Origin of the sequence: Microbispora sp. KK1-11 (assembly GCF_006874435.1) — a bacterium.
In the GTDB taxonomy this organism is placed as follows: domain Bacteria; phylum Actinomycetota; class Actinomycetes; order Streptosporangiales; family Streptosporangiaceae; genus Microbispora; species Microbispora catharanthi.
Window position 1 is genome coordinate 1 of the sequence record NZ_VIRJ01000039.1, and the last position, 26,191, is coordinate 26,191.

General features: G+C 71.0%; 22 protein-coding genes. 11 read left to right on the plus strand and 11 right to left on the minus strand.

The window, feature by feature from the left end; translation table 11 throughout:
- Both FLW16_RS45665 and FLW16_RS37425 read right to left on the minus strand, forming a co-directional pair.
- Nucleotides 1–145: ATP-binding cassette domain-containing protein (locus FLW16_RS45665; RefSeq protein WP_142565620.1), on the minus strand; the 145-nt coding region annotated here is incomplete at its 3' end.
- 19 nt (nt 146–164) lie between these two features.
- Entirely contained in the window at nt 165–1,352 is a 1,188-nt protein-coding gene (locus FLW16_RS37425; protein WP_142565622.1) for an ROK family transcriptional regulator, read from the minus strand.
- A 157-nt stretch (nt 1,353–1,509) separates the two neighbouring features.
- Between FLW16_RS37425 and FLW16_RS37430 the strand changes: the two genes are divergently transcribed.
- Both FLW16_RS37430 and FLW16_RS37435 read left to right on the plus strand, forming a co-directional pair.
- Nucleotides 1,510–2,253, plus strand: coding sequence for a beta-phosphoglucomutase family hydrolase (locus FLW16_RS37430; RefSeq protein WP_142565624.1), 744 nt, complete (start codon nt 1,510–1,512; stop codon nt 2,251–2,253).
- Nucleotides 2,250–4,652 carry a glycoside hydrolase family 65 protein gene (locus FLW16_RS37435; RefSeq protein ID WP_142565626.1) on the plus strand — a complete coding sequence of 801 codons (2,403 nt, stop codon included), beginning with the start codon at nt 2,250–2,252 and terminating at the stop codon, nt 4,650–4,652. The genes FLW16_RS37430 and FLW16_RS37435 overlap by 4 nt, the downstream gene beginning before the upstream one ends.
- A gap of 29 nt (nt 4,653–4,681) precedes the next feature.
- Here FLW16_RS37435 and FLW16_RS37440 read toward each other — a convergent pair whose 3' ends face one another.
- The gene (locus FLW16_RS37440) at nt 4,682–5,590 is read right to left on the minus strand and encodes an SDR family oxidoreductase (RefSeq protein ID WP_142565628.1); all 909 of its coding nucleotides are present in this window, start codon (nt 5,588–5,590) and stop codon (nt 4,682–4,684) included.
- Between the two features lie 108 nt (nt 5,591–5,698).
- On the minus strand, nt 5,699–6,109 hold the full coding sequence (locus FLW16_RS37445; protein WP_142565745.1) for a MarR family winged helix-turn-helix transcriptional regulator: 411 nt from the start codon (nt 6,107–6,109) through the stop codon (nt 5,699–5,701).
- A 505-nt stretch (nt 6,110–6,614) separates the two neighbouring features.
- Here FLW16_RS37445 and FLW16_RS37450 point away from each other — a divergent pair.
- Entirely contained in the window at nt 6,615–8,144 is a 1,530-nt protein-coding gene (locus FLW16_RS37450; RefSeq protein WP_142565630.1) for an FAD-dependent oxidoreductase, read from the plus strand.
- Nucleotides 8,145–8,192: 48 nt separating this feature from the next.
- Here FLW16_RS37450 and FLW16_RS37455 read toward each other — a convergent pair whose 3' ends face one another.
- From FLW16_RS37455 to FLW16_RS37465, 3 genes are all read right to left on the minus strand, one after another.
- The gene (locus FLW16_RS37455; protein WP_142565632.1) at nt 8,193–9,257 is read right to left on the minus strand and encodes an MBL fold metallo-hydrolase; all 1,065 of its coding nucleotides are present in this window, start codon (nt 9,255–9,257) and stop codon (nt 8,193–8,195) included.
- Nucleotides 9,258–9,318: 61 nt separating this feature from the next.
- Complete coding sequence (locus tag FLW16_RS37460; protein WP_185949764.1) at nt 9,319–10,653, minus strand: MFS transporter; 1,335 nt, start codon at nt 10,651–10,653, stop codon at nt 9,319–9,321.
- Nucleotides 10,654–10,660: 7 nt separating this feature from the next.
- Complete coding sequence (locus tag FLW16_RS37465; RefSeq protein WP_142565636.1) at nt 10,661–11,242, minus strand: helix-turn-helix domain-containing protein; 582 nt, start codon at nt 11,240–11,242, stop codon at nt 10,661–10,663.
- Nucleotides 11,243–11,436: 194 nt separating this feature from the next.
- On the opposite strand from FLW16_RS37465, the gene FLW16_RS37470 reads away from it, so the two are divergent.
- Complete coding sequence (locus FLW16_RS37470) at nt 11,437–13,977, plus strand: glycoside hydrolase family 9 protein (RefSeq protein WP_260616015.1); 2,541 nt, start codon at nt 11,437–11,439, stop codon at nt 13,975–13,977.
- A gap of 85 nt (nt 13,978–14,062) precedes the next feature.
- Here the strand turns inward: FLW16_RS37470 and FLW16_RS37475 are convergent, their stop codons facing one another.
- Nucleotides 14,063–14,779 carry a type 1 glutamine amidotransferase gene (locus tag FLW16_RS37475; protein ID WP_142565640.1) on the minus strand — a complete coding sequence of 239 codons (717 nt, stop codon included), beginning with the start codon at nt 14,777–14,779 and terminating at the stop codon, nt 14,063–14,065.
- Between the two features lie 91 nt (nt 14,780–14,870).
- Entirely contained in the window at nt 14,871–15,629 is a 759-nt protein-coding gene (locus FLW16_RS37480; RefSeq protein WP_221891478.1) for an SDR family oxidoreductase, read from the minus strand.
- 68 nt (nt 15,630–15,697) lie between these two features.
- Here FLW16_RS37480 and FLW16_RS37485 point away from each other — a divergent pair, with 68 nt between their 5' ends.
- The 6 genes from FLW16_RS37485 to FLW16_RS37505 all read left to right on the plus strand — a co-directional run bounded on the left by FLW16_RS37485 (nt 15,698) and on the right by FLW16_RS37505 (nt 22,841).
- The gene (locus tag FLW16_RS37485; protein ID WP_142565644.1) at nt 15,698–16,273 is read left to right on the plus strand and encodes a TetR/AcrR family transcriptional regulator; all 576 of its coding nucleotides are present in this window, start codon (nt 15,698–15,700) and stop codon (nt 16,271–16,273) included.
- A gap of 10 nt (nt 16,274–16,283) precedes the next feature.
- Nucleotides 16,284–16,925, plus strand: coding sequence for a B3/4 domain-containing protein (locus tag FLW16_RS37490; RefSeq protein ID WP_142565646.1), 642 nt, complete (start codon nt 16,284–16,286; stop codon nt 16,923–16,925).
- Between the two features lie 196 nt (nt 16,926–17,121).
- Nucleotides 17,122–20,805 (plus strand): multifunctional oxoglutarate decarboxylase/oxoglutarate dehydrogenase thiamine pyrophosphate-binding subunit/dihydrolipoyllysine-residue succinyltransferase subunit, encoded by a 3,684-nt coding sequence (locus FLW16_RS37495; RefSeq protein WP_142565648.1) that lies wholly within the window; start codon nt 17,122–17,124, stop codon nt 20,803–20,805.
- Between the two features lie 83 nt (nt 20,806–20,888).
- Nucleotides 20,889–21,062, plus strand: a complete 174-nt coding sequence (locus FLW16_RS44135; RefSeq protein WP_167530605.1) for a DUF6104 family protein — start codon at nt 20,889–20,891, stop codon at nt 21,060–21,062.
- A gap of 185 nt (nt 21,063–21,247) precedes the next feature.
- Nucleotides 21,248–22,069, plus strand: coding sequence for a DUF4097 family beta strand repeat-containing protein (locus tag FLW16_RS37500; protein ID WP_142565650.1), 822 nt, complete (start codon nt 21,248–21,250; stop codon nt 22,067–22,069).
- Nucleotides 22,070–22,100: 31 nt separating this feature from the next.
- Complete coding sequence (locus FLW16_RS37505) at nt 22,101–22,841, plus strand: helix-turn-helix transcriptional regulator (RefSeq protein WP_142565652.1); 741 nt, start codon at nt 22,101–22,103, stop codon at nt 22,839–22,841.
- A gap of 201 nt (nt 22,842–23,042) precedes the next feature.
- Here FLW16_RS37505 and FLW16_RS37510 read toward each other — a convergent pair whose 3' ends face one another.
- Nucleotides 23,043–24,005 (minus strand): zinc-binding dehydrogenase, encoded by a 963-nt coding sequence (locus tag FLW16_RS37510; RefSeq protein WP_142565654.1) that lies wholly within the window; start codon nt 24,003–24,005, stop codon nt 23,043–23,045.
- A 348-nt stretch (nt 24,006–24,353) separates the two neighbouring features.
- On the opposite strand from FLW16_RS37510, the gene FLW16_RS37515 reads away from it, so the two are divergent.
- Nucleotides 24,354–25,514 carry a serine protease gene (locus tag FLW16_RS37515; protein ID WP_142565656.1) on the plus strand — a complete coding sequence of 387 codons (1,161 nt, stop codon included), beginning with the start codon at nt 24,354–24,356 and terminating at the stop codon, nt 25,512–25,514.
- A gap of 134 nt (nt 25,515–25,648) precedes the next feature.
- Here the strand turns inward: FLW16_RS37515 and FLW16_RS37520 are convergent, their stop codons facing one another.
- Nucleotides 25,649–26,140, minus strand: a complete 492-nt coding sequence (locus FLW16_RS37520; RefSeq protein WP_142565658.1) for an SSI family serine proteinase inhibitor — start codon at nt 26,138–26,140, stop codon at nt 25,649–25,651.
- Nucleotides 26,141–26,191: the final 51 nt, after the last annotated feature.

A 26,191-nucleotide genomic window follows, 5' to 3' on the forward strand; every position in this document is an offset into this window, starting at 1 on the left:
GCGTGGACTTCCCGGCGCCGTTCTGCCCGAGCAGACAGTGCACCTCGCCGGCTCTGACCTCAAGGTCCACGCCGTCCAGCGCGCGTACGCCGGGGAACTGCTTGACGATCCCCCTCATTTGGAGCAGGGGGTGTTCGTCTCCCATGGGGGTCTCCCAACGATGATCAGTTGGCGGAGTAGACGTGATCGCTGATGAGGCGGGTGGCGCCGATGACACCCGCGGTGTCGCCGAGTTCGGACAGCACGATCGGCAGGTTTCCGGTGGCGAGCGGCAGCGACCTGCGGTAGACGACGCTTCTGATCTCCGCGAGCAGCACGTGGCCGAGCTTGGCCACGCCGCCCGCGATGATCACGAGGCCGGGGTTGAAGAAGCTGACCAGGCTCGCCAGCACCTGGCCCACCCGGCGCCCGCCGTCGCGGATCAGCCCGATCGCGCCCGCGTCGCCCTGCGCCGCCGCGGCGGCGACGTCCTCGGCCGTCAGCGTGCCCGCGACCGCGAGCCGTTCGGCCAGGTACGGCGAGCCGCCCGAGCGGGCCACCGCCATGGCCTCCCGCGCGAGCGCGGCCCCGCCGAAGTACGCCTCCAGGCATCCCGAGTTGCCGCAGGAGCAGACCGGCCCGAGGTCGTCCACCCGGATGTGGCCGATGTCGCCGGCGCTGCCGGACACCCCGCGGTAGATCTTGCTGTCCACCACGATGCCGCAGCCGATCCCGGTGCCGATCTTGACGAGCAGGAAGTCCTCGACGTGCCGCGCGAGACCGGCGTGCAGTTCCCCGAGGGCCATGATGTTGACGTCGTTGTCGACCACTGTGGGGCAGCACAATGCCTGCCCGACCGTCTCCCTGACCGGGTAGCGGTCCCAGCCCGGCATGATCGGCGGCACCACCGGAACGCCTTCGGCGAAGCTCACCGGCCCCGGGACGCCGATGCCGGCGCCGCTCAGATCGGTGAACAGCCCGTCCCTGCTCAGTTTGCCGAGCAGTTCGATGGCCCGGTCGAGCACGGCGGCGGGTCCCTCTTTGATGTCGCAGGGCTCGCTCAGGTGACCGAGCACGTTGAGCTCTCCGTCGGTGACCGCGACGTCGATCGAGGTGGCGCCGATGTCGATCCCGCCGAACCGGATGTCACGGGCCAGCCGTACGCGTCCCGAGCGCCTGCCGCCCCGCGAGGCGGCCAGTCCGTCGGGCTCGGCGAGGCCCAGTTCGACCAGCCGGTCCAGCTCGACGTTGAGCTTCGACCGCGACAGGTCCACCACGTCGCCGAGTTCGGCACGGGAACGCCCGCCGTCTCTCAGCAACCGCAGGAGCGCGGCCTGATGGACGTTCTCCGGCCTGATGGTCGTCCTCTTCACGTACGCCTCCGCGTCCCGGTGATTGGCTGGAAACGTACCTCTTTTCTGTTGATTGGGGAAGACCTTTTATCGATGTGATGCAATCTTTCGCTGAAATCAACAAAAGTCACGTCGCGTGTGAGGGGTAGGAGAGTCAGGGAGGATGGTTGGAGGGCGCATGCTGGGGTTGCCTGACGAGGTGCGCGGCTGCCTGTTCGACATGGACGGGGTGCTCACGCGCACGGCCCGGATCCACGCCGCGGCGTGGAAGGAGATGTTCGACGAGTACCTGCGCGCGCGGGCGGTCGCCACCGGCACGCCGTACGTGCCCTTCGACGAGACCGGCGACTACGAGCGGTATGTCGACGGCAAGAAGCGCCTGGACGGCACACGGGGGTTCCTGCTGTCCAGGGGCATCGACCTGCCCGAGGGCAAGCCCGACGACCCGCCGGGCATGCCCACCGTCAACGGCCTGAGCAACCGCAAGAACGAGCTGGTCCAGGCGGTCCTCGACCGGCAGGGCGTGGAGGTCTTCGAGGGCTCGGTGCGCTACCTGCGCGCCGTCCGCGACTCCGGGCTGCGCCGCGCGGTCGTCTCCAGCAGCGCCAACACGGCGCGCGTGCTCGCCGCGGCCGGTCTCGAGGACATGTTCGACGCGCGGATCGACGGCGAGGTGGCCAGGGAGCGCGGCCTGGCCGGAAAGCCCGCCCCCGACATGTTCCTCGCCGCCGCCGAGACGCTCGGGCTCGCGCCGGCCGAGGCCGCGGTGTTCGAGGACGCGCTGGCGGGGGTCGCCGCCGGGCGCGCGGGCGGTTTCGCCGTCGTGGTGGGCGTGGACCGCGGGCATCAGGCCGAAGCCCTGCGGGACAACGGCGCCGACGTGGTGGTGACGGACCTCTCCGAACTGCTGGACGACAAATGATCAAGCATCCCGCCTTCATCGTCGAGCCGTGGTCGGTGCGGGAGTGCCACCTGCACACCGACGTGCTCGCCCAGACCGAGTCGGTGTTCGCGTTGTCCAACGGGCACATCGGGCTGCGCGGCAACCTCGACGAGGGCGAGCCGTACGGGCTGCCGGGCACCTACCTCAACTCCTTCTACGAGCTGCGCCCGCTGCCGTACGCCGAGGCGGGCTACGGCTACCCCGAGTCCGGCCAGACGGTCGTCAACGTCACCAACGGCAAGCTGATCCGGCTGCTCGTGGACGACGAGCCGTTCGACGTCCGGTACGGCACGCTGCACTCACACGAGCGGGTCCTCGACCTGCGGGCGGGGACGCTCACCCGGAAGGTCTGCTGGAGCTCGCCGACCGGGGCGCAGGTGCGCGTCACCTCGACGCGGCTCGTGTCGTTCACCCACCGGGCCGTGGCCGCCGTCCGCTACGAGGTGGAGCCGGTGGACCAGCCGCTCAACGTGGTCGTCCAGTCGGAGCTGGTGGCCAACGAGACCGTGCCGCCGCCGACCGCCGATCCCCGCGCCGCCGCCGCGCTGGAGGCGCCGCTGGTGCTGGAGGAGAACGTCGCCGCGCGCAACAACGTGTGCGTCATGGTCCACTCCACCAGGGCCAGCCGGCTGCGGGTCGCGGCGGGGATGCGTCACGAGATCGACGGCCCGGACGGTACCCGCGTCGAGTGCGACGGCGGCGGCAACGTCAGCCGGGTCACGATCGCCACCAGGCTCGTGCCGGGCGAGCGGCTGCGGCTGGACAAGTTCTTCGCCTACGGCTGGTCGGCCAAGCGGTCCAGGCCCGCGATGCACGACCAGGTCGTGGCGGCGCTGGCGGCGGCCCGGCTCACCGGGTGGGACGGCCTGTGCGCCGAGCAGCGCGCCTTCCTCGACGACTTCTGGGCGGGTGCGGACGTCGAGGTCGAGGGCGACGCCGAGGTGCAGCAGGCCGTGCGCTTCGGGCTGTTCCACCTGCTCCAGGCGGGCGCCCGGCTGGAGCGGCGGCCCATCCCCGGCAAGGGGCTGACCGGCTCGGGCTACGACGGGCACGCGTTCTGGGACACCGAGAGCTTCGTGCTGCCGGTGGCCACCTACACCTACCCCCGGGCCGCCGCCGACGCCCTGACGTGGCGCGCCTCGATCCTGCCCCTCGCCCAGGCGCGGGCCGAGCAGCTCGGGCTGGCCGGGGCCGCCTTCCCCTGGCGGACGATCAACGGCGAGGAGTGCTCGGGATACTGGCCGGCGGGCACGGCGGCCTTCCACGTCAACGCCGACATCGCCGCCGCGGTGACGCGGTACGTCGACGCGACCGAGGACACCGACTTCGAGAGGGACGTCGGCCTGCCGCTGCTCGTCGCGACCGCCCGGCTGTGGTGCGCGCTCGGCCACCACGACGCCGAGGGCCGCTACCGCATCGACGGCGTGACCGGCCCGGACGAGTACAGCGCCGTCGCGGACAACAACGTCTACACCAACCTCATGGCCCAGCGGAACCTGCGGGCCGCCGCCGCGGTGGCCGTACGCCACCGCGACCGGGCCGAGCGGCTCGGGGTCACGCTGGAGGAGACGGCCATGTGGCGCGACGCCGCCGCGGCCATGCACCTGCCGTACGACGAGCGGCTGGGGGTCCACGAGCAGAGCGAGGAGTTCACCGGGCACGCGGTGTGGGACTTCGCGGGCACCGCACCCGAGCAGTATCCGCTGCTGCTCCACTTCCCCTACTTCGACCTGTACCGCAAGCAGGTCGTCAAGCAGGCCGACCTCGTGCTGGCCATGCACCTGTGCGGCGACGCGTTCACGCCCGGGCAGAAGGCGCGCAACTTCACCTACTACGAGGCGCTGACCGTGCGGGACTCCTCGCTGTCGTCCTGCACCCAGGCCGTGCTCGCCGCCGAGGTGGGGCAGCTCGACCTCGCCTACGCCTATCTCGGCGAGGCCGCGCTGATGGACCTGCGCGACCTGGAGCACAACACGCGCGACGGCGTCCACATGGCCTCGCTGGCCGGGGCGTGGATCGCGCTGGTGGCCGGGTTCGGCGGCATGCGGGCAGGCGAGGGGCGGATATGCTTCGCCCCCCGCCTGCCCTCGGGCATCACCCGGCTCACCTTCCGCGTCCGCTACCGGGGCCGCCTGCTGCGGATCGACGTCACCCCGGACGGCACGACGTACCGGCTCCTGCACGGCCCGCCCCTCACGCTGTCGCACCACGGCGAGGAGTTCACGCTCGGCGCGCAGCCGCAGGCCCGGCGCAACGCGCCGGCGCCCTTCCCGGATCTGCGGGTCAGGCAACCGCCCGGCCGCGAGCCCGCGCCCCGGCGGCCCGGGGACCTGTCCCGCGACCTCACCGGCCAGGCCGAGCAGGCCGAGGAGCTCTGACGGCCCGGCCGGGCGCGTCGAGAGGGGGGTCAGAGCATCTTCTGCAGGGAGGCGCTGGCCTGCTCGCCCAGCTTCGTCGGGAGATAGGGCTGCTCGGCCATGACGGCCTCCCAGTTGTCGCGGATCGCCTCGATGGTGAGGTCGTCGGTCCGCCAGCCCGGCCCCTCGGCCACGAACACCCGGGCGATCCGCCCGGCGCCGACCGAGAACACCTCGCCGCTGGTCTCGCAGCTCTCGTGGGCCAGGTACGCCACCAGCGGGCTGACCCGCTCGGGGGTGAACCTGCTCTCGAACTCCGCGGGCAGCAGCGTCTCGGTCATCCGCGTCCACGCGACGGGGGCGATCGCGTTGGCCTTGATGTTCGCCCGCGCGCCCTCGATGCCGAGCGTCTTGGTCAGGCCCACCAGGCCCATCTTGGCGGTCGAGTAGTTGGCCTGGCCGAAGTTGCCGAACAGCCCGGCGGGCGAGGAGGTGTTCACGATCCGCCCGTACGCCTGCTCCTTCATGTGCGGGAACGCCGCCCGGCTGACCAGGAACGAGCCGCGCACGTGCACGGCGATCACGGCGTCGAACTCCTCGACCGACATCTTCCCGAACGAACGGTCGCGCAGGATGCCGGCGTTGTTGACGACGACGTCGACGCGGCCGAACGCGTCGAGCGCCGTCCGCACGATCGCCTCCGCGCCCTCCGGGGTGGCGACGTTGTCGGTGCTCGCCACCGCCTCCCCGCCGTTCTTCACGATCAGTTCGGCGACCTCCGCCGCCGGGCCGGAGGACGCGCCGGAGCCGTCGAGGGCGCCGCCGAGGTCGTTGACGACGACCTTCGCCCCGCGCCGGCCGAGCAGCAGCGCGTGCGACCGGCCGAGCCCGTGCCCGGCTCCGGTGACGATCGCCACCCTCCCGTCGAACCTCAGCTCGGAATCCTCACCAGCAGGCATGGCGCCACCCTTCCAGAAAGAGAACAAGGTTCTGGTAGCACTTTAGCCGTCGGCTCGTCCAGGACTACGGGGTGTGGCACAAGCCGCCCAGGGCCGGTCGGCGGCTCGTCAGTCGCCGCTGGTGGTCTTCGCCACCGCCGCGAACATGTCGTCGACATAGCGGCGCATCAGGCGTTCGAGTTCCATGAGGTCACGGTCGCTCCATTGGGCGAGAACGGGACCGGCCAGGCGCTGACGGGCGGCGTCGAGAGCGTCGGTGACGCGACGGCCCGCGTCGGTGAGGATGGCCTCTTTCACCCGGGCGTCGGTAGGGCTGGGGCGTCGTTCGACGAGCCCGAGCTCGGCGAGTTTCGCGACCTGACGGCTGATCGTGGTGTAGTCGCGCCCTGCTCGTTCGGCCAGTTCGCCCACACCGATCGGCCCGAATCGCTCGATGCCCACAATCAGGGTGAACAGGGCGCGGTCGAGGGAGACCCCGGCCTCGGCCAACAGGACATCGTCGCGGCTGGGCAGGTTCATCAGCACGACCAGATCGACGATGGCCCCGTGGAGACGGCGCAACGTGGTCTGGCGTCGCCGTGTGGTCAAGGCGGCCGCACCGTCCTTCCGTGAAATCGGGCCTTCCTGATTATCCGGCCTTGCTGAGGATCGGACGTGAAGGGCAATTCTAGGAGGTCTGCCTGCGGCGCCGTCGACGGGCGGAGAGCGGTTCTCCCGGCGGTGACGGCGCCCGCCGTCCGGACGCGTGGGCGCCTGACCGCCTCGGGGCGCCGCGACGCCGGCCTGCCCGATCCCGCGCGTGGCACACCTTCGGAAGATGAGTGTATGGAGCACATATATTCCACTGCGAGCAGGTGGGCGGACGGATCACGCGCCAGCGAATTCCCCGGCCATATGTGCACTTCATGTCGGGACACGCGGCCGCGATTGACGGTCAACACGGCCCTTCATAAGATGCGTGCGTAATACACGTAATTTTCCGGACGGCCGGGCTGTCCGGATCCACGCGAAGAAGGAGCTGGGCATGACCGTCAACGATGTCGAGGTGGTCATCTGCGGATCCGGGGCGGCCGGGGAGACCCTCGCGATCGAGCTGGCCCGCCGGGGCGTGAGTTTCCTGTTGATGGACAAGGCCGCGCACCCGTTCGTCGGGTCGCGCGGCAAGGGCATCCAGGCGCGCACCCAGGAGGTGTTCGAGGACCTCGGGGTGATCGACAAGATCATCGCTTCCGGTGGCGAGTATCCGCTCCAGCGCGTCTACACCGACGACGGCCCGGTCGACACCAACGTGATCGACGCGCCCGGCCCGACACCGGACGAGCCCTACCACATCGCGCTGCTGGTCCCGCAGTTCCTCACCGAGCGCAGACTGCGCGAGCGGCTGGCCGAGCTCGGCCACGCCCCGCACTACGACCACGAGCTCGTCGGCTTCGACCAGGACGAGGACGGGGTGAGCGCCCGCATCGTCACCCCTGACGGTGCGCGCACGGTGCGCGCGCGCTACCTCGTGGGCGCCGACGGCGGGTCGAGTTTCGTACGCAAGGCCCTGGGCGTGGCCTTCGACGGTGAGACCCTCGGGGTGCGTGCCGTGGTCGCCGACGTGATCGTCGAGGGGGTCTCGTTCGAGGTATGGCACCGCTGGGGCCGGGGAGCCGCGGACCAGATCATGCTGTGCCCGCTCTACGGCACCGAGATGTTCCAGCTCATGGGACCGGTCTCTTTCGGCGTGGACGTCGATCTGTCCGCGCGGGGTCTGACGGCGCTGTTACGCGAGCGCACCGGCCGCGACGACGTGCTGGTCCGGTCGGTCTCGTGGGCCTCGGTGTTCGAGATGAACGCCCGCCTGGCCGAGACCTACCAGGTCGGACGCGTGTTCCTGACCGGAGACGCGGCACACGTCCACCCGCCGACCGGCGGGCAGGGACTGAACACCAGCGTGCAGGACGCCTACAACCTCGGCTGGAAGCTCGCCGCCGTGCTCGACGGCGCCCCGGACCGGCTGCTGACGTCGTACGAGAGGGAGCGCCGCCCGATCGCGGAGGCCGTGCTCGGCCTGTCGAAGCGACTGCTGGAGGCGGCCAAGAACCGCGATATGAGCCGTAACCGGGCAGTCAGCCAGCTCGACCTCGGCTACCCCGACTCGCCGCTCACCCTCGTCGACCCCCGGCGCACCACGGGCGTGCTCGCCGGCGACCGCGCACCCGACGCGCCCGTCATCGGCGCCAGCGGCGTGCCCACCCGGCTGTTCTCCCTGTTCAAGGGCACCCACTGGACGCTGATCGGCTACGACGTGCCCGCCGGCGACGCCCCCGCCGCCCGGCGCGACGTGCACGTGCACACCATCGGCGAACGCGGTGACATCGTCGACACCGGCGGGCACGTGCGCGACGGCTACGGGCTCGCCCCCGGGCAGTGGGTCCTGGTGCGCCCCGACGGCTACGTCGCCGCCGTGACCGCCGACCTGAACGTCATCGACGCCTACCTCGAAACCCACCTGGACGTCACCGCACCCGCGAGGCCGCGGCAGGACGTGATCGCCGTGTCAGGAGCGTGATGGGCACCGGACCGCGCAGTGGCCGCGGTATGGCCACGCGCGGCCGCGTCAGGCGGACGGCGCGTACCAGAGGTCGGGCTCGCCCGGCACGCGGGTGACCATGTCCCGCTGCTCCAGCCACACCAGATGGGCGAGCGTCTCGTTGTTGGCCGCCCGCCGCATGTGCGCGGGGATCTCCTCCCAGCTGCGCGACCAGGTGAGCCGGGTGGCGATGTCCCAGCAGGTGGAGCCGTCGCCCTCCGCCACGACTCGCCGCACCTCCGCCAGCCGCTCCTCGTGGTGCCCGATCACGTAGTCCACCCGCTTCGTCAGCTCCAGGAAGCGGTACTCATGGGCGGGCAGCACCTCCTCGACGTCGAGCTTGCCCACCGCCCGCAGCGCGTCGAGGTAGTCGGCGAGCGGGTTGGCCGTCGACTGGGGGTGCACGGCGACCATCGACGTGATCCGGGCGAGCACGTGGTCGCCGGAGAACAGCAGGCGGCGCTCCGGCTCCACGAAGCACAGGTGACCGGGCGAGTGGCCGGGGGTCCACATCGCCCGCAGGTCCCAGCCGGGCAGGTCGAGCCGGTCGCCGTCCTCGATGAGCCGGTCGGGCGTCGCCATCGTGACGAACTGGCGCAGCATGACCGACGCCCCGGCGAGCTCCTGTGCCGTCATGTCCGGCACCCCGCACCTGACCAGCAGGGAGCGCTCCCGCTGCACGAGCGACTCGATCGCCGACTCGTCGTAGCGGTCGTGCACGAGGCGGGCGTCGGCCGGATGCAGCCCGATCCAGGCGCCGGAGGCCTCCCGGATCCGCCCTGCCAGGCCGTAGTGGTCCGGATGGATGTGCGTGACCAGCACGGCCTTCACGTCGGTGATCTCATATCCGGCCGTGGCGAGCCCCGCGACGAGCGCGTCGTACGCCTCCTCGGTGTTCCATCCGGCGTCGATGATCACAACCCCGTCCGGGACCTCCAGGGCGTAGACCAGGACGTAGCGCAGCGGGTTGATCGGGATCGGGACGGGAATCGACCACAGCCCCGGCCGCACCCGCTCGACCTCGGGCAGCCCCCCGCCCAGCCACGCCGCGCGCTGCGCCTCGTTCGCCGCGGTCACGATCACCTTGCTCATCGGCTCCCCGCCCCTTTCGCAGCCCTGCCCGCTCGATTGTGCCGTCTTACCGAATCTGGTTCTACCGGGGGTGCCTCAGAGCGGGACCTGCGGGGAGGCGTACGTACAGGAGGGCGGAGGCGAGAACGACCACGGCGGTCAGGGCCCAGACGGGTCCGACGCCGAGGATCCCCGACAGCGGCACCAGGCAGAGCGAGGAGAGCGTGGCGCCGAACTGCAGCTGCAGGGAGTCCACCGACATCACGGTGGCCCGGCGGTCGGCGGCGACGCGCTGATGCAGCAGTTCGGTCCTGAGCAGGGAGGCGACCGCGAGCGCGGTGAACAGCAGCACGTAGGTCGCCGCGGTCGCGACGACCCCGGCCGCGCCCCGCAGGACCGTCGAGGCGGCCAGCGCGAAGACCGCCACCGCCGTGACGACCGTGCCCGAAGCGGCCCCGCGGACCGAGCCGCGGACGAGCCGCGCCACCGGCGGCGCGAGGGAACTGCCGAGCGCGTTGGCGGCGAAGCCGGCGAAGGTCACGAAGGCGTAGGCCGCGCCGCCCGTCGCGGATTCCCCGGTCAGGGCGGCGAGGCGTCCGGGGGTCAGCGTCTCGATGCTGTTCAGCATCACGCCGGCCCCGGCGGCCAGCAGGAGCAGCCGCCCGAGGGCGCGGTCGGCCAGGCCGAGCCGGATCCCGGCGACGATCGTGACCGGCACGTCGCGGACCACCTCGGCCAGCCGTACCGCCGCCCGGGCGGGCCCCCTCCCCGCACGGCTCGGTTCGCGCATGAGCACGAGCACGGCCACGAGAAGGACGAGCGCGGCCCCCGCTCCCGCCCAGACCGGCGCGGCCAGCGGGTCCCGGCGTACGACGAGCGGGAGCAGGCCGCCGGCGAGCGTGCCGAGCGCGAGGGCGGCCGCGCCCGCGACGTTGCCGGCCGCGAGCCCGGGCTTCAGGTCGGCGGCCGGGCCGTACCGCGCGTGGAGGGTGTCGACGTACCAGGCCTGGGCGGGCCCGCTGGACAGCGCACGCGCGACGCCCTTGAGCACGGACGCGACCAGGAACGGCCACACCGAGTGCGCCAGGGCCATCACGACCAGCCCGGCCACGCTGACGACGGCCGACGCGGCGAGCACCGGGCGTCTCCCGAGGACGTCGGCGAGCCCGCCCGTCGGCAGTTCGAGCACGACGATCGTGACCGAGTAGGCCCCGCCGACCAGGCCGACCTCGGCGATGTCCAGCCCCCTGGCCGACATCAGCAGCACCATCGGCGCCAGCATCAGGCCGGTCGGCAGCCAGGTGAGGAACTCGATCGCGGCATAGCGCGCGTGCTCACGCATGCCCGGCCGCGGGGTCTCGGCGAGCGGCCGCCCAGGCTCGCCCATGACCGGCTCACCCATACCCACATCACCCATGCCCGCATCACCCATGACCGGCCACCGGGTCCCGGCGCGGATGGGCCGCCAGCAGGACCGCGACAGGACGCGCGTCCGGGTCGTCCCGATCCCGCTCGGCGGCCTCCAGGAGCATGGCCGACACCCGCTCGTAGAGGGACGCCACCGTCGCCGGCGACAGCCGTACCACCAGGTCGGACATGCCGGCGGCCTCGACCCACGCCTCGCTCCACAGGTCGCGCTCGCGCTCGAAGTTCTCGACGTCGGAGGTGAGCTTCTCGAGCTGGCGCCGCCGCAGGAACGCCGCGGCCTCCCGGCCCTCGGCGGTCGCGGCCATCTCCACATCGCTCCAGGAGGTGAAGCGGTGGATCGCCCGCCACCGCCGTTCGCGCCGGTCGCGCTGGCCGGGATCGGCCTCCACGAAGCCATACCTGGCGAGCTGACGCAGGTGATAACTGGTGGAGCCGGAGCTCTCGCCGAGGCGCCCGGCCAGCTCGGTCGCGGTCGCCGGGCCGTTCGTGCGCAACTCCCCCAGCAGCCGCGCCCGCAGCGGGTGGGCGACCGCCTTCAACGTGCGGGGATCGTGCACGTGGAAGACCTCATGATCCATACGGCGGAGGCTAACATTGCAAAGACGGCTTTGCAAAAGTCCCTTTGCAAAAATGAAAGTTTCAGTCACACCCCCTCGCAATGGCCGGTCAGGCGGGTCTCGCCGCCGGGATCGTTGACGCCCGCGGAAACCCGGAGGAAACATGCGAGTCGCGCACCGCTTTGGGAGCGCTCCCACTCCCCCCGAGGACCACTGTGCTCAGACGAATCGGCATCCTCGCTGTGGCGGCACTGGCCACGGCCTGCCTGACCGGCGCACCTCCCGCCACGGCGGAGGAGGGCCCGGAACAGATCCCCAACGGCACGTTCGACACCGTCACCGACCCGTGGTGGCACACCGCGAACCTGAACTTCGAGCTGTCCGACGGCCGGCTCTGCTCCGACATCCCCGCGGGCACGACCAACCCGTGGGACGCGATCATCGGCGTCAACGACATCCCGCTGGTGAAGGACGAGACCTACGCGTTCAGCTTCTTCGCCACCGCGAACCCCGGGAAGGTCGCGAGGGCGTACGTCCAGCTCCCGACCGACCCCTACACGCAGTACGTGTCGGCCGCCCCCGAGCTGAGCGTCTCGGGCAACACCTACAGCTACACGTTCACCTCGCCGGTCGACCTGCCCAACGCGCAGGTCGTCTTCCAGATCGGCGGCAGCGCGACGGCGTGGCGGTTCTGCGTGGACAACGTCTCGCTCAAGGGCGGAGCGCCGCCGGACGTCTACACGCCCGACACCGGCCCCCGGGTCCGCGTGAACCAGGTGGCCTACCTGCCCAAGGGCCCCAAGAACGCCACCCTGGTCACCGACGCCACCGCGGCGCTGCCGTGGCAGCTCAAGAACTCCGCCGGGACCGTGGTCGCGCACGGCACGACCACCCCGCGCGGCGTCGACGCCAGCTCCGGGCAGAACGTCCACTCGATCGACTTCGGCACGTACGCGAAGGCCGGGACCGGTTACACGCTGACCGCCGACGGCGAGACCAGCCGGCCGTTCGACATCAAGCCCGACGCGTACGCCGACCTCAAGCTCGACGCGCTGAAGTTCTACTACACCCAGCGCAGCGGGATCGCGATCGACGACGCCCTGCGTCCCGGCTACGGCCGGCCCGCCGGTCACGTGGGCGTCGCCCCCAACCAGGGCGACACGAACGTCCCGTGCCAGCCGGGCGTCTGCGACTACTCCCTCGACGTGTCCGGCGGCTGGTACGACGCGGGCGACCACGGCAAGTACGTGGTCAACGGCGGCATCTCGGTCGCCCAGATCATGAGCGAGTTCGAGCGCACCAAGAACGCCGCGACGGCCAAGCCGATCGGCAGCCTGAACATCCCCGAGAGCGGCGACGACGTTCCCGACGTGCTCGACGAGGCCCGCTGGGAGCAGGAGTTCCTGCTGAAGATGCAGCGGTCCGACGGCATGGTCCACCACAAGATCCACGACGAGAACTGGACCGGCCTGCCGCTGCTGCCGCACCAGGACGCGCAGAAGCGCGAGCTGCACCCCGTCTCCACGGCCGCCACGCTCAACCTCGCCGCGACGGCCGCCCAGGCGGCCCGTATCTTCGCGCCGTACGACGCGGCGTTCGCGGCGAAGAACCTCGCGGCGGCGAAGAAGGCGTGGGCCGCGGCGAAGGCGCACCCCGACCTGCTGGCCTCCCCCTCCGACGGCACCGGCGGCGGCACCTACGACGACGCCGACGTCAGCGACGAGTTCTACTGGGCGGCGGCCGAGCTCTACATCACCACGGGTGAGAAGGAGTACAAGGACTTCGTCCTCGCCTCGCCGCACCACACCGGCGACCTGTGGAGCAAGAGCGGCGCCTTCGACTGGGGCCACGTGGCCGCGCTCGCCCGCCTCGACCTCGCGACCGTGCCGAACGACCTGCCCGGCCGGGACGCGGTGCGCCAGTCGGTCGTCGACGGCGCGGAGCGCTACCTCGGCGTCGTGAAGAGCCACCCGTACGGCCTGCCGTTCGATCCGGGCGACTACTTCTGGGGCTCCAACAGCGCGATCCTCAACAACACGGTCGTCCTCGGCGCGGCCTACGACATCACCGGCGCGGTGAAGTACCGCGACGCCGCTCTGGAGGCCGTCGACTACCTGCTGGGCCGCAACGCCCTCAACCAGTCGTACGTGACCGGCTACGGCGAGGTGGCGTCGAAGAACGAGCACAGCCGCTGGTACGCCCACCAGCTGGACACCTCGCTGCCGAACCCGCCGCACGGCACGCTCGCGGGCGGCGCGAACTCCGGCCTCCAGGACCCGGTGGCCCAGGCGAAGCTGAAGGGCTGCAAGCCGCAGTTCTGCTACATCGACGACATCAACTCCTACGCCACGAACGAGGAGGCCATCAACTGGAACTCCGCGCTGTCGTGGGTGTCGGCGTTCGTCGCCGACCAGGGCGACGGCACGGTCAAGGCCCCCGCCGCGTGCAAGGTCACCTACACCACGCACGGCTCCTGGCCGGCGGGCTTCACCACCCAGGTCACCCTCAAGAACACCGGCACGAAGGCGATCGACGGCTGGTCGCTGAAGTGGTCGTTCCTGGGCGGCCAGAAGGTCGCCAATAGCTGGAGCGCCAAGTTCTCCCAGCAGGCGGCGACCGTGACCGCCGCGAACGAGGACTGGAACAAGACCATCAAGCCGGGCCAGTCGGTCACCTTCGGCTTCAACGGCCAGGGCGCGCCGGGGGCCAACCCCACGCCCGACCTGTTCACGCTGAACGGCGCCGCCTGCGCCTGACCTGATCCTTATCCGGATCGGAAAGACCCCGGCCGCCGCCCCAGCAGGGGCGGCGGCCGGTTCCATTCAACCCCTGCGCCCCAGCTCAGGGCCGTCCGTCCCTGACCAAGGCGGCGAAACGGGAGGCCACCTCACCCCAGGCGGCCCGCGAAAGCGGGTCGTCGGTCACGGCGGCGGCGTACAGCTCGTCGAGGTCGAGACCCCGCCTGCGGGTGTGCTCGGCGTCCCACCGCCGGATGCGTTCTGGCCCGACCTCGGGGTGGAACTGCACGCCCCAGGCGCGGTCGCCCAGCCGGAAGGCCTGATAGGGGCAGCGCTCGGTCTCGGCGAGCCAGACCGCGCCCGGCGGCAGGGCCGTGATGGCGTCGATGTGGTTCTCGATCGCCGGGACGGCGGCGGGCAGCCCGCCGAAGACCACGTCGTCCGCCGCCTCGGCCCTCATGGTGATGGACGTGCTGCCGTGCTCGGGCGCCCCGGCGTCGCCCTGGACCTTCCCGCCGCCGACCGAGGCCAGCATCTGCCCGCCCAGGCAGATGCCGAAGAACGGCACCGACCGGGCGAGGGCCTGCTCGACGAGGGCACGGGCGGACGCGAGCCAGGGCGCCTTGTCGTCGTCGTCCGGCAGGTAACCGCCGCCGAGCACGATCAGGCCGTCGTGCTCAAGCCGCGGCGGGAGGGCGGACCCGTCGAAGGCGGTGACCACGTCGACGGCGACCCCGGCGGCGTCCAGCCATTCTCCGAACCGCCCGGGACCGCCGTTCGCTCCGTTCTGTACGGCGAGCACACGTGGCGTTTCCGGCATGAGGCCGGACTCTATCGCCCCCGCCCTGCCTGCGGTCGCGCCCCTCCGCCGCGTGATCGAGGTAGGACAGGGTCAGTCCCGCCTGCCGGGGTCACAGGTCGCTGCCGCCGGTGGCGTCGACCGTTGTGCCGGTGACCCAGCGGGCGTCGTCGGAGGCGAGGAAGGCCACCACTCCGGCCACATCCTCCGGGGTCCCCACCCGGCCCAGCGCCGCCCGGCCGGCCGACGCCGCCCAGGCCGCGTCGTCGCCCCGCAGCCAGTCCGCGTTCGTGTCGGTGTCGACGATCCCCGGCGCCACGTTGTTGACGGTGATCCCCCGTGGTCCGAGGTGCTTGGCCAGCGCCAGCGTGAAGGTCTCCAGCGCGCCCTTGGTCATCGCGTACGCGATCGCCTCGGGGAACGCGATCCTGGTCACTCCCGAGGTGACGGTCACGATCCGCCCGCCGTCGGGGATGCGCGGCAGCGCCCGCTGGGTGACGAAGAAGGCCGCCCGCGTGTTGACGGCGAACGCCCTGTCATAGAGCTCCGGCGTGACCTCCTCGATCGATCCCCGCGCGGTGATCCCCGTGTTGTTGACGAGGATGTCGATCGGCGCCTGCGGCCCCAGCTCCCGGTCCAGCCCGGCGAACAGCTCGTCCACGTCGCCCGGCGCGCCCAGCTCGGCCCTGACCGCGAAGGCCCGGCCGCCCCTGGCCTCGATCGCCGCCACCGTGTCCTTGGCCGCCGCCTCGTCCCTGGCGTAGTTCACCGCCACCAGCGCCCCGTCGGCCGCCAGCCGTTCGGCGATTCCCCGTCCGATTCCCCTGCTCGCACCCGTCACCAGCGCCGTCTTGCCGTCCAACGCGGTCATGTCCATGCCTTTCTGTAGTGACCGCTACACAATAACACGACTTGTAGCGATCGCTATAAAATCGGCGCATGGGAAGAACCAGGGCGTTCGACCGGGACGTCGCGCTGGAACGGGCGCTCGAGGAGTTCTGGCGGCACGGCTACGAGGCGACCTCGGTCTCCGGCCTGACCGCGGCGATGGGGATCAACCCGCCCAGCCTCTACGCCGCCTTCGGGGACAAGCGCCGGCTGTTCGGCGAGGCCGTGCGCCGCTACCAGGAGACCCACGGCGCGTTCGCCTCCCGCGCCCTGGCCGGGGAGCCGACCGCGCGGGCCGCCGTCGAGCGCCTGCTCCGCGAGGCGGCGGAGGTCTACACCGACCCGGCCCACCCGCCCGGCTGCTTGATCATCTCGGCCGGGGTCAACACGAGCGACGCCGACGTGATCGAGGAGCTGCGCGGGCACCGCGAGGCGGGCAAGGCGGCGATCCGCCGCCGGATCGAGCGGGACGTCGAGACCGGCCTCCTTCCGCCGCAGACCGACGCCCCGGCGCTCGCGACGTTCTTCGCCGCCGTCATCCAGGGGATGTCCACCCAGGCCAGGGATGGCGCGACCCGGGCCGACCTCGACGCGGTGGCGACACTGGCGCTGCGCGCCTGGCCATAAAGTGAGCGGCGTGATCGACGACATCTGGGTGGACGACGCCGTCACGGCGCTGCGTCCGGACTTCGCCGTCCTGGTGGTCTGCGCGTACGGCCTGCGCAACGGGCCGTCCGACGACCGTTCGCGGGCCTGGCTCGCCGACGCGGCGGTGCACGCCGTGCCGCTGGACGACAAGAGGATCGAGGCCTGGCGGGCGGCCTACCGCGCCTTCGGCGCCAAGCCCCAGCGCACCCGGCCGTCGGTCGACGCGCTGGTCCGCCGGATGCCGCTCCCCGAGATCAATCTGGTGGTGGACGCCTACAACAGCGTGTCCGTACGGCACGGCCTGCCGATCGGCGGCGAGGACCTGCGCCGCTACCAGGGCGCCGCCCGGCTGGTGCGGGCCGCGGGCGACGAGCCCTCGGAGGAGGCGCTGGGCGACCCGGAGATCGGCGAGGTGGTGTGGCGCGACGAGGCGGGCGTCACCTGCCGGCGGTGGAACTGGCGGCAGTGCGTCAGGACGAGGATCACCGAGGAGACGGTGGACGCGCTCTTCCTCCTGGAGCGCCTCGAACCGCTCTCTCTGGACGCGCTGCGTGCCGCGGGCGACGACCTCGCGGGTATGCTGTCCGATATAGCTCCCAATATCCGGATAGAGTCGCGGCTCATCGGCTGACCAGTCGATGTGACCAGAGGGTAAGGGGCACCTCACCACCCAGACGGGCTATCCGCGCGTGACCTGTTTTATCGATCCTGGGAGGATGGGCCGGGACCTGCGACCCGCCGGGGCGCACGTCGGTGTGCGAGGCGAGTAGCCTTGGACAGGTTCACCAAACATCAACGCCGATCTGCGGAAGAGGGCGATTTCCGCCGTGTCGTCTGAGTCGTCGCGGACAAACCCGCTGGCAAGCTTTGGACAAAATGAGTGGCTTGTCGACGAGTTGTACCAAAAGTATCTCGAAGATCCCGAGTCTGTTGACCAGGCCTGGTGGCACTTCTTCGCTGACTACAACGGGACGGCCAAGCCCGCTCCGTCCAAGTCCGCAGGCGCCGCGAACGGCGCGACCGCGACGGCCGCGCCAGAGGCTCCCGCTCCGGTGAGCCCGGCCCCGCAGACGGCGCCCCCGCAGCCCAGGCCGCAGGCGAAGCCCGAGGCCAAGGCGCCCGCCAAGCAGCAGGCCCCGGCCCCGGCCGGCGCGGTCGAGGAGAAGCTGCGCGGCGCCGCCGCGCGCACCGCCGCCAACATGGAGGCCTCGCTCGTCGTTCCCACGGCCACGAGCGTCCGCGCGGTCCCCGCGAAGCTGCTGATCGACAACCGCATCGTCATCAACAACCACCTGTCCCGCGGCCGCGGCGGCAAGATCTCCTTCACCCACCTCATCGGCTACGCGATCGTCCAGGCACTCAAGTCGATGCCTGAGATGAACTACTCGTACGGCGAGGTGGACGGCAAGCCGGTCCTCGTCAAGCCGGAGCACGTCGGGCTCGGCCTCGCCATCGACGTGCAGAAGAGCGACGGCACCCGCCAGCTGCTGGTGCCCTCGATCAAGCAGGCCGAGACCATGGACTTCCGCCAGTTCTGGACCGCGTACGAGGAGATCGTGCGCAAGGCCCGGGCGGGCAAGCTCGGCGTGGAGGACTTCCAGAACACGACGATCTCCCTGACGAACCCCGGCACGATCGGCACGGTCCACTCGGTGCCGCGGCTGATGCCCGGCCAGGGCACGATCATCGGCGTCGGCGCGATGGAGTACCCGGCGGAATACCAGGGCGCCTCGGAGGAGACGCTGTCCCGCCTGGCCATCAGCAAGGTGATGACGCTCACCTCCACCTACGACCACCGGATCATCCAGGGCGCCCAGTCGGGCGACTTCCTGCGCCGCATCCACCAGCTCCTGCTCGGCGCCGACGACTTCTACGACGAGATCTTCCAGGCGCTGCGCATCCCGTACGAGCCGGTCCGCTGGGTCAAGGACATCTCGGCCACCCACGACGACGACGTGGCCAAGTCGGCGCGCGTGCTGGAGCTCATCCACGCCTACCGGGTCCGCGGCCACCTCATGGCCGACACCGACCCGCTGGAGTACCGCCAGCGCAAGCACCCCGACCTCGACATCCAGTCGCACGGCCTGACGCTGTGGGACCTGGAGCGCGAGTTCCCGACGGGCGGCTTCGGCGGCAAGCCGCTGATGAAGCTGCGCGACATCCTCGGCGTGCTGCGCGACTCGTACGTCCGCACGGTCGGCATCGAGTACATGCACATCCAGAACCCCGAGGAGCGGGCCTGGATCCAGGCGCGGGTGGAGCGGCCGCACGCCAAGCCCGATCGCGAGGAGCAGCTGAACATCCTGCGCCGGCTCAACACGGCCGAGGCGTTCGAGACGTTCCTGCAGACCAAGTACGTCGGCCAGAAGCGGTTCTCGCTCGAGGGCGGCGAGTCGCTGATCCCGCTGCTCGACTCGGTGATCAGCTCGGCGGCCGAGGAGAACCTCGACGAGGTCGTCATCGGCATGGCCCACCGCGGCCGGCTCAACGTGCTCGCCAACATCGTGGGCAAGTCGTACGCCCAGGTCTTCGGCGAGTTCGAGGGCAACATCGACCCCCGCAGCGCGCACGGCTCCGGCGACGTGAAGTACCACCTCGGCGCGAGCGGCGACTTCGTGGCCCCGTGCGGCAACAAGATCAGCACGTCCGTGGTCGCGAACCCCTCGCACCTGGAGGCCGTCGACCCCGTCCTGGAGGGCGTGGTCCGCGCCAAGCAGGACCTGCTGGAGCGCGGCGAGGAGGGCTTCACCGTCCTGCCCGTGCTCGTCCACGGCGACGCGGCGTTCGCCGGCCAGGGCGTGGTCGCCGAGACCCTGCACCTGTCCCAGCTGCGCGGCTACCGCACCGGCGGCACCGTGCACATCGTCGTGAACAACCAGGTCGGCTTCACCACCTCGCCCGCCTCCTCGCGGTCGAGCGTGTACGCCACCGACGTCGCGCGCATGATCCAGGCGCCGATCTTCCACGTGAACGGCGACGACCCCGAGGCGGTCGTCCGCGTCGGCCGGCTCGCCTACGAGTACCGTCAGACGTTCCGCAAGGACGTCGTCATCGACATGATCTGCTACCGGCGGCGCGGTCACAACGAGGGCGACAACCCGGCCTTCACCCAGCCGCTGATGTACGACCTCATCGACGCCAAGCGCTCGACCCGCAAGCTGTACACCGAGGCCCTCATCGGCCGCGGGGACATCACGGTCGAGGAGGCCGAGCAGGCCCTGCGCGACTACCAGGAGCAGCTGGAGCGGGCCTTCACCGAGACCCGCGAGGCGGCCAAGAAGCCACTGGAACCCGGCGCGGTCGTGGTTCCCGAGCCCGACGAGCAGATCCCGTGGTCGCACGAGGACACCAAGACGGCGATCTCGGAGGAGGTCGTCAAGCGGGTCATCGACACCCAGCTCAACCTGCCCGAGGGCTTCACCGTCCACCCGCGTCTCGCCCCGGTGATCCAGCGCCGCGGCGCGATGATCTCCGAGGACGCGATCGACTGGGCGACCGGTGAGCTGCTCGCGTTCGGCTCGCTCCTCATCGACGACCACCCGGTCCGCCTGGTCGGTCAGGACTCCCGCCGCGGCACCTTCGGCCAGCGGCACGCCGTGCTGGTCGACCGGGTCAGCGGCGAGGAGCACACCCCGCTCAAGACGTTCAACCACGGCACCACGAAGTTCTACGTGTACGACTCGCTGCTCAGCGAGTTCGCCGCGATGGGCTTCGAGTACGGCTACAGCGTGGTCCGCCCGGACGCCCTGGTGGCCTGGGAGGCGCAGTTCGGCGACTTCGCCAACGGCGCCCAGTCGATCATCGACGAGTTCATCTCGTCCGGCGAGCAGAAGTGGGGTCAGCGCTCCTCGGTCGTGCTGCTGCTGCCGCACGGCTACGAGGGCCAGGGCCCTGACCACTCCTCCGCCCGCATCGAGCGCTACCTGCAGCTGTGCGCGCAGGACAACATGACGGTGGCGCAGCCGAGCACCCCGGCGAACTACTTCCACCTGCTGCGCTGGCAGGTGCTGTCGGATCGGCGCAAGCCCCTCATCGTCTTCACGCCCAAGTCGCTGCTGCGGCTCAAGGCGGCGGCCTCGGCCACCTCGGAGTTCACCTCCGGCGCCTTCCGCCCGGTCATCGGCGACCCGACGGTGGACCCGTCGGCGGTCCGCAAGATCGTGGTCTGCTCGGGCAGGATCTACTACGACCTGCTCGCCCGGCGCGAGAAGGACGGCAGGAAGGACGTGGCGCTGGTGCGCCTGGAGCGCCTCTACCCGTTCCCGGAGAACCCGCTCAAGGCCGAGCTGGCCCGCTACGGCGCGGACGCGGAGCTGCTCTGGGCGCAGGACGAGCCCGTCAACATGGGCCCGTGGCCCTACCTCAGCCTGAAGATGGTGGAGAAGCCCGACCTGCTCGGGGGCCGCACCTTCCGCCGGGTCTCGCGTACGCCGAACTCCTCGCCGGCCGTCGGCTCGCACGCCAAGCACGACGAGGAACTGCACGGCATCCTGAGCGAGATCTTCGACTGAACGAGGATTCCGCACCGCTGAGGAGGTCCCCCACGCCCGTGGGGGACCTCTCTCCATGATCAGGACATTCACTGGAGCGAGGTATGTACTTCACCGACAGGGGGATCGAGGAGCTCGTCGAGCGCCGTGGCGAGGAGGAGGTCAGCGTGGGCTGGCTCGCGGAGCGGCTGCGCGAGTTCGTGGACCTCAACCCCGAGTTCGAGGTGCCCGTCGAGCGGCTGGCCACCTGGCTCGCGCGCCTTGACGAGGACGACTGACGAGGGCGCCCGACGAGGGCGCCCGAGGAGGACGGCTCAGGGCGGGACTCAGCCCCCGGGGTGGGCACAGAAAACGCGATACATCTTGACTTCGCGCGAACGAGATATATCTTGTTTGTGGACGGTTCGTCCGCGCGGATGCCGACCCGCGCGGGCGCAGGACTTCGCGTGGAAGGGCCTGAGCGATGCCCCAATGGACGATCGACTCCCCCGGACGGCTCACGTTCGGAGAGGTCACCGCGCTCAACGTGCGCGTCGTGGCCGGCCGGCTGGCCGTACTGGCCAGTGACGGCCCGCCGACCCTCGAAGTGACGGAGGTGGACGGCTCGCCGCTGGTGGTGACCCACGACGACGACGGCCGCCTGACCGTCGCGTACAAGGATCTGACGTGGGACGGGCTCCTGGGATGGTTACGCCCGGGCCCGCGCAGGACCACGCTGACGCTGACCGTGCCGAAGACGTGCCCCGTGCAGGCCGGGGTCGTCTCCGCCTCCGCCGTCGTGGCGGGCATGGAGGGGATCACCGGCGTGAAGGGCGTGTCGGGGGAGATCGTCCTCGACGGCGTCAGCGGCGAGGTGCAGGCCGAGACGGTCTCGGGCTCGGTGGAGAGCCGTGGACTGGCCGGCGACCTGTCCTTCTCCAGCGTCTCCGGCGAGCTCACCGTGGCCGCGGGCCGGCCGCGGCGGCTGCGCGCGAACACGGTGTCCGGCCGCGTCACCGCCGACCTCGAACTGGAGCCCACCGGTCACGTCACGCTGCACAGCATGTCGGGCGCGATCGTCGTACGGCTCCCGCACGACGTGGACACCGACGTGTCCGTCCACTCGACCTCAGGCAGGATCGAGTCGGCCTTCCCCGAGTTGTACGTCACCTCGGTCCCGGGGGCCCGTTCGCTCAGCGGCCGGCTGGGCGGCGGCATGGCGTCCCTCTCGGCGACCACGGTGTCCGGCGCCGTCACCCTGCTCAGCGGCCAGCCCGCCGGCAGGCGAGAAGAGGAGAGAGCATGAGCGAGCTCCGTGCGGAAGGCGAGGAGAGAGCATGAGTCCGGTTTTCGGGCACGGCCGGCTGCGGCTGTACCTGCTGAAGCTGCTGGAGGAGAGTCCGCGGCACGGCTACGAGATCATCCGGCTCCTGCAGGACCGTTTCCTCGGCGTCTACTCACCCTCCCCCGGCACGATCTACCCCCGGCTGGCCCGGCTGGAGGACGAGGGCCTGGTCACCCACGAGGTCGTGGACGGCAAGAAGGTCTTCACGCTGACCGACAAGGGGCGGGCCGAGCTGAACGACCGGATGGACGAGCTGGCCGACCTGGAGCAGGAGATCACGGCCTCGGTCCAGGACATCGCGCGCGAGGTGAAGGAGGACGTGCGGCAGACCGTGCGTTCCCTGCGCGAGGAGCTCACCCAGATGGCCAGGGACATGGGCCACGACAACCGTGACCTGCGGCGTGAGCAGAAGGAGGAGTGGCGGCGGCAGCGCGACCACGCACGGGAGGAGTGGCGCAGGCAGAAGGAGGAATGGCGCCGCCACAAGCGCCAGTGGCAGGAGGAGAGCGAGCGCTGGCAGCACGAGTGGCGCCGGATCTGGGAGGAGTCCTGGGGGTTCGGCGGCGGCCGGCAGGGCGGCCACGACGTCGCGCTCAGCCGGATGCTGGCCGACTTCGTCGCCGATGTCCACCGGTCCTCCGCCGCGGGCGTGCCCGACGAACGGGCCCTGGCCGAGTGCCGGGCCGCCCTCGACGAGGCCGCCGAGCGCATCCGCCGGGCACTGCACCCCTGAACCCCGGGCCCCGGAAGATCGCCCCGCCTCACGGCGCTCCGCCGCGCCGGTCAGGCCGACCCACCTCGGCGGACGGACGTGGGCCGGGCGACGAACGAAACGTCCACGACGACCCGGCCCTCCGGCGCGGCCGGCGAGCGGAAGACGACCGGCGCCGGGAGGGCGGCGACGAGAACGCCGCCCGCGCCGCGCGAGCGCCCGTCAGAGCGTGAAGACCACCTTGCCGAAGACCTCGCCGCGGTGCATGGCCGCGAAGCCCTCCTCCGCCTCGTCCAGGGGCAGCACCCGGTCGATCGCCGGCCGGACACCCGTCTGCTCGAGGAACACCGCGAGCCGCGCGAGCTGCTCACGCGTCCCCATCGTGGATCCGATGATCGACTTCTGCAGGAAGTAGACCTGCGCGAGCTGCGTCGCGGCGACCATGCCGCTCGTCGCGCCGCAGGTGACGATACGGCCACCCGGGCGCAGGGAGCTGAGCGAGTGCTTCCAGGTGGCCTCGCCGACCGTCTCCATGACGGCGTCCACCCGCTCGGGCAGCCGCGCGCCCGTCTCGAAGACCTGGTCGGCGCCGAGCGCGAGGGCCCGTTCCCGCTTGTCCTGTGAGCGGCTGGTCGCCCAGACGCGGAAGCCGCCGGCCCGGCCGAGCGCGATCAGCGCGGTCGCCACGCCGCCACCGGCGCCCTGGACGAGGATGGTCGAGCCCGGCTCGAGCCCGGCCTTGTCGAAGATCATCCGGTAGGCCGTCAGCCAGGCCGTGGGCAGGCAGGCGGCCTCCTCGAAGGAGATCGCCGCAGGCTTGGGCACCAGGTTGCGGCGCGGCACCGCGACCTTCTCGGCGAACGTCCCGTCGTACTTCTCCGACAGCAGCGAACGCGCCGGGTCGAGGGTCTCGTCCCCGTCGACCGGCGTGCCGATGACGGAGTGGACGATGACCTCGTTGCCGTCCTCGTCCACCCCCGCCGCGTCGCAGCCGAGCACGATCGGCAGCCGCTCCTGGCTGATCCCCACGCCCTTGAGGGTCCACAGGTCGTGGTGGTTGAGCGCGGCGGCCCGGACCGTGACGGTCGTCCATCCCTCCGGTACGGCGGGCTCGGGGTGCTCCCCGAGCGTCAGGCCCTTGATCGGGTCGTCCGGATCGGTCTGTGTGGCGGTGACGGCGAACATGCCAGAACATTACTCCGGCCGTCGCGCCGGACCCGGACGCCCCCCGTACGGCTCGCCGCAGGCGTCTTTTGGTACTCGGGGTTACCACTGGGAACAGAGCGATGAAAATCAAACAAGACCGGTCAAGAATGACCGTAAACCCATTGACGCCGAGACGCGACGACTCGCAGGAGAAGCGTCACCACCTGGGGCTACGCCACTCATAACCAACCGCTATGGATAACAGATAGGGCAAAGTGCCGATTGTTCTGGTTATATCCGAAGCAATCCGCAAGATCCGGTCATTAATCTCGGAGCGTTTTCCTGAGGAATGGGACGCACCCTCACCGTCCCAGGGAAAGGAGCTCCATGATCCCCCGAGCACGGCGTCTGGCCGTTCCCCTCACCGGCGCGCTCCTCGCGGCCGGCGTGGCCGGCGCCATCCCCACGGCCTCCTCGGCCGCGACCGGCACAGCCGCGGCCGTCGCGGCGGCGCAGGCCGCCCCGGGCGACGTGACCGCCAAGGCCGCGCCCCAGACACCCGAGGAGGCAGCCGCCTTCTGGTCGCCGCAGCGGTTGCGGGCGGCCACGGGCTACACCGAGGAACTCGGCGACTCCGTCAAAGGCTTCGGCAGGGCCGGCGACGCCACCGCGGACGGCAAGGCGGGCACCGTCCCGCCGATCGGCGCCGGCACGAGCGGGGCCGGCGGTTCCAAGAAGATCAGCAAGCAGGTCAACCTGCCCCCCACGGTCGGCCGGGTGTTCTTCACCCTGCCGGGCAGGAACCCCCTGGACCCCAGGAGCTGGAAGTACTGCTCCGGCACCTCCGTACAAGGCCGTTACCGCAACGTGGTCGCGACGGCCGGGCACTGCGTCTACGACCCGGTGACCAACCAGTTCTACGACAACTGGGTGTTCATCCCGTCGTACTGGGACGGGGACCAGGCATGGGAAGGAAAGGCGCCGTACGGCGTCTATCCGGCGAAGTGGTTCCAGACGCACGACGACTTCGTGGTCAGAGAGGACTACGACTACGACTACGCGTTCGTGAACGTGTCGTCGGGCTTCAAACTCACCCAGAGAAAGGACGGCGACGTCACCCGCTACGTGCGCACCCCGGCCGGCCGCCTCGGCGACAACGTGGGCGGCCAGGGCTTCACCTGGAACCGCAGCACCAAGGTCAAGGTGTTCGCGTTCGGCTATCCCGCCGGGCCGCATCCCGACGGCGACCGTCCCTACACCGGGCGGACGATGAAGTGGTGCTACGGCCGGTCGGCTCCGATGCCGGCCGTGCCGAAGTACGACATCCAGGAGCACCTCGGGCTCGCGTGCGGCATGACCTCCGGCGCCAGCGGCGGCCCCTGGCTGACGGGCTACAAGAGCGCGACCCGCATGGGCTACCTGAACGGCATCAGCAGCGTGGCGTGGGACACCGACGGCAACGACCGGTACGACCGGATCTCCTCGCCGTACTTCGACGGCGAGACCTACGACGTCTACAAGGCGGCCGCCAACCGGTGGACACAGTGACCGCGGACGTCTGACCGCACAGCCGTCCGGTCAGGCAGGGGGCCCGGCGGGACGTCCCGCCGGGCCCCCTCGTGTTACGGCTCCCCGATTCACCTTTACGTTCCCTGTACGCCGCGTACGCTCGACTGTCTGTGTCAGAAGTCGAACAGCGCCCCGGCGGCCGACCGCATCTCGCAGTCGTTGCCGAAGGTGCGCCGGAACTGGAAGTACTTCCCGTCCCAGATGCCGCTGGCGGTGACCGTGACAGGTGCGTAGATCATCGTGCAGGGCTCGGCCGCGTTCACCCGCAGAGCGCCCGGGTCGAGACCCGTCCTGTTCAGCCACGCGCACGCCTTCTCCGCCGAAGGGTGCGAACCGCCCACCGGAGCGCAGTTCAGGAACACCGACCGCGCCGGCGGCTCCGCCTGCTCGCCGTCCGCGACGGTCAGGATCACCGCCCGCACCCGGGAAGCCGGCGGCCGGGACGCCCGCAGGGCGACCTCGGGCGGCGGCGGAGCCGGCAAGGTGTCCGCCCGCGCCGGGGCGGCCGTCCCGCCGGCACCGGAGGCGCCCGGCTGGGCCCAGGCCTGGGCAGAGGGGCCGGCGGCCAGCGCCGCACCGGCCAGTAGGACAAGCAGCGGTTTCATGCGATCCCCCCGTTTCCGCTGGTGACCAGCGTTCTCACGGGAGACCTCCAG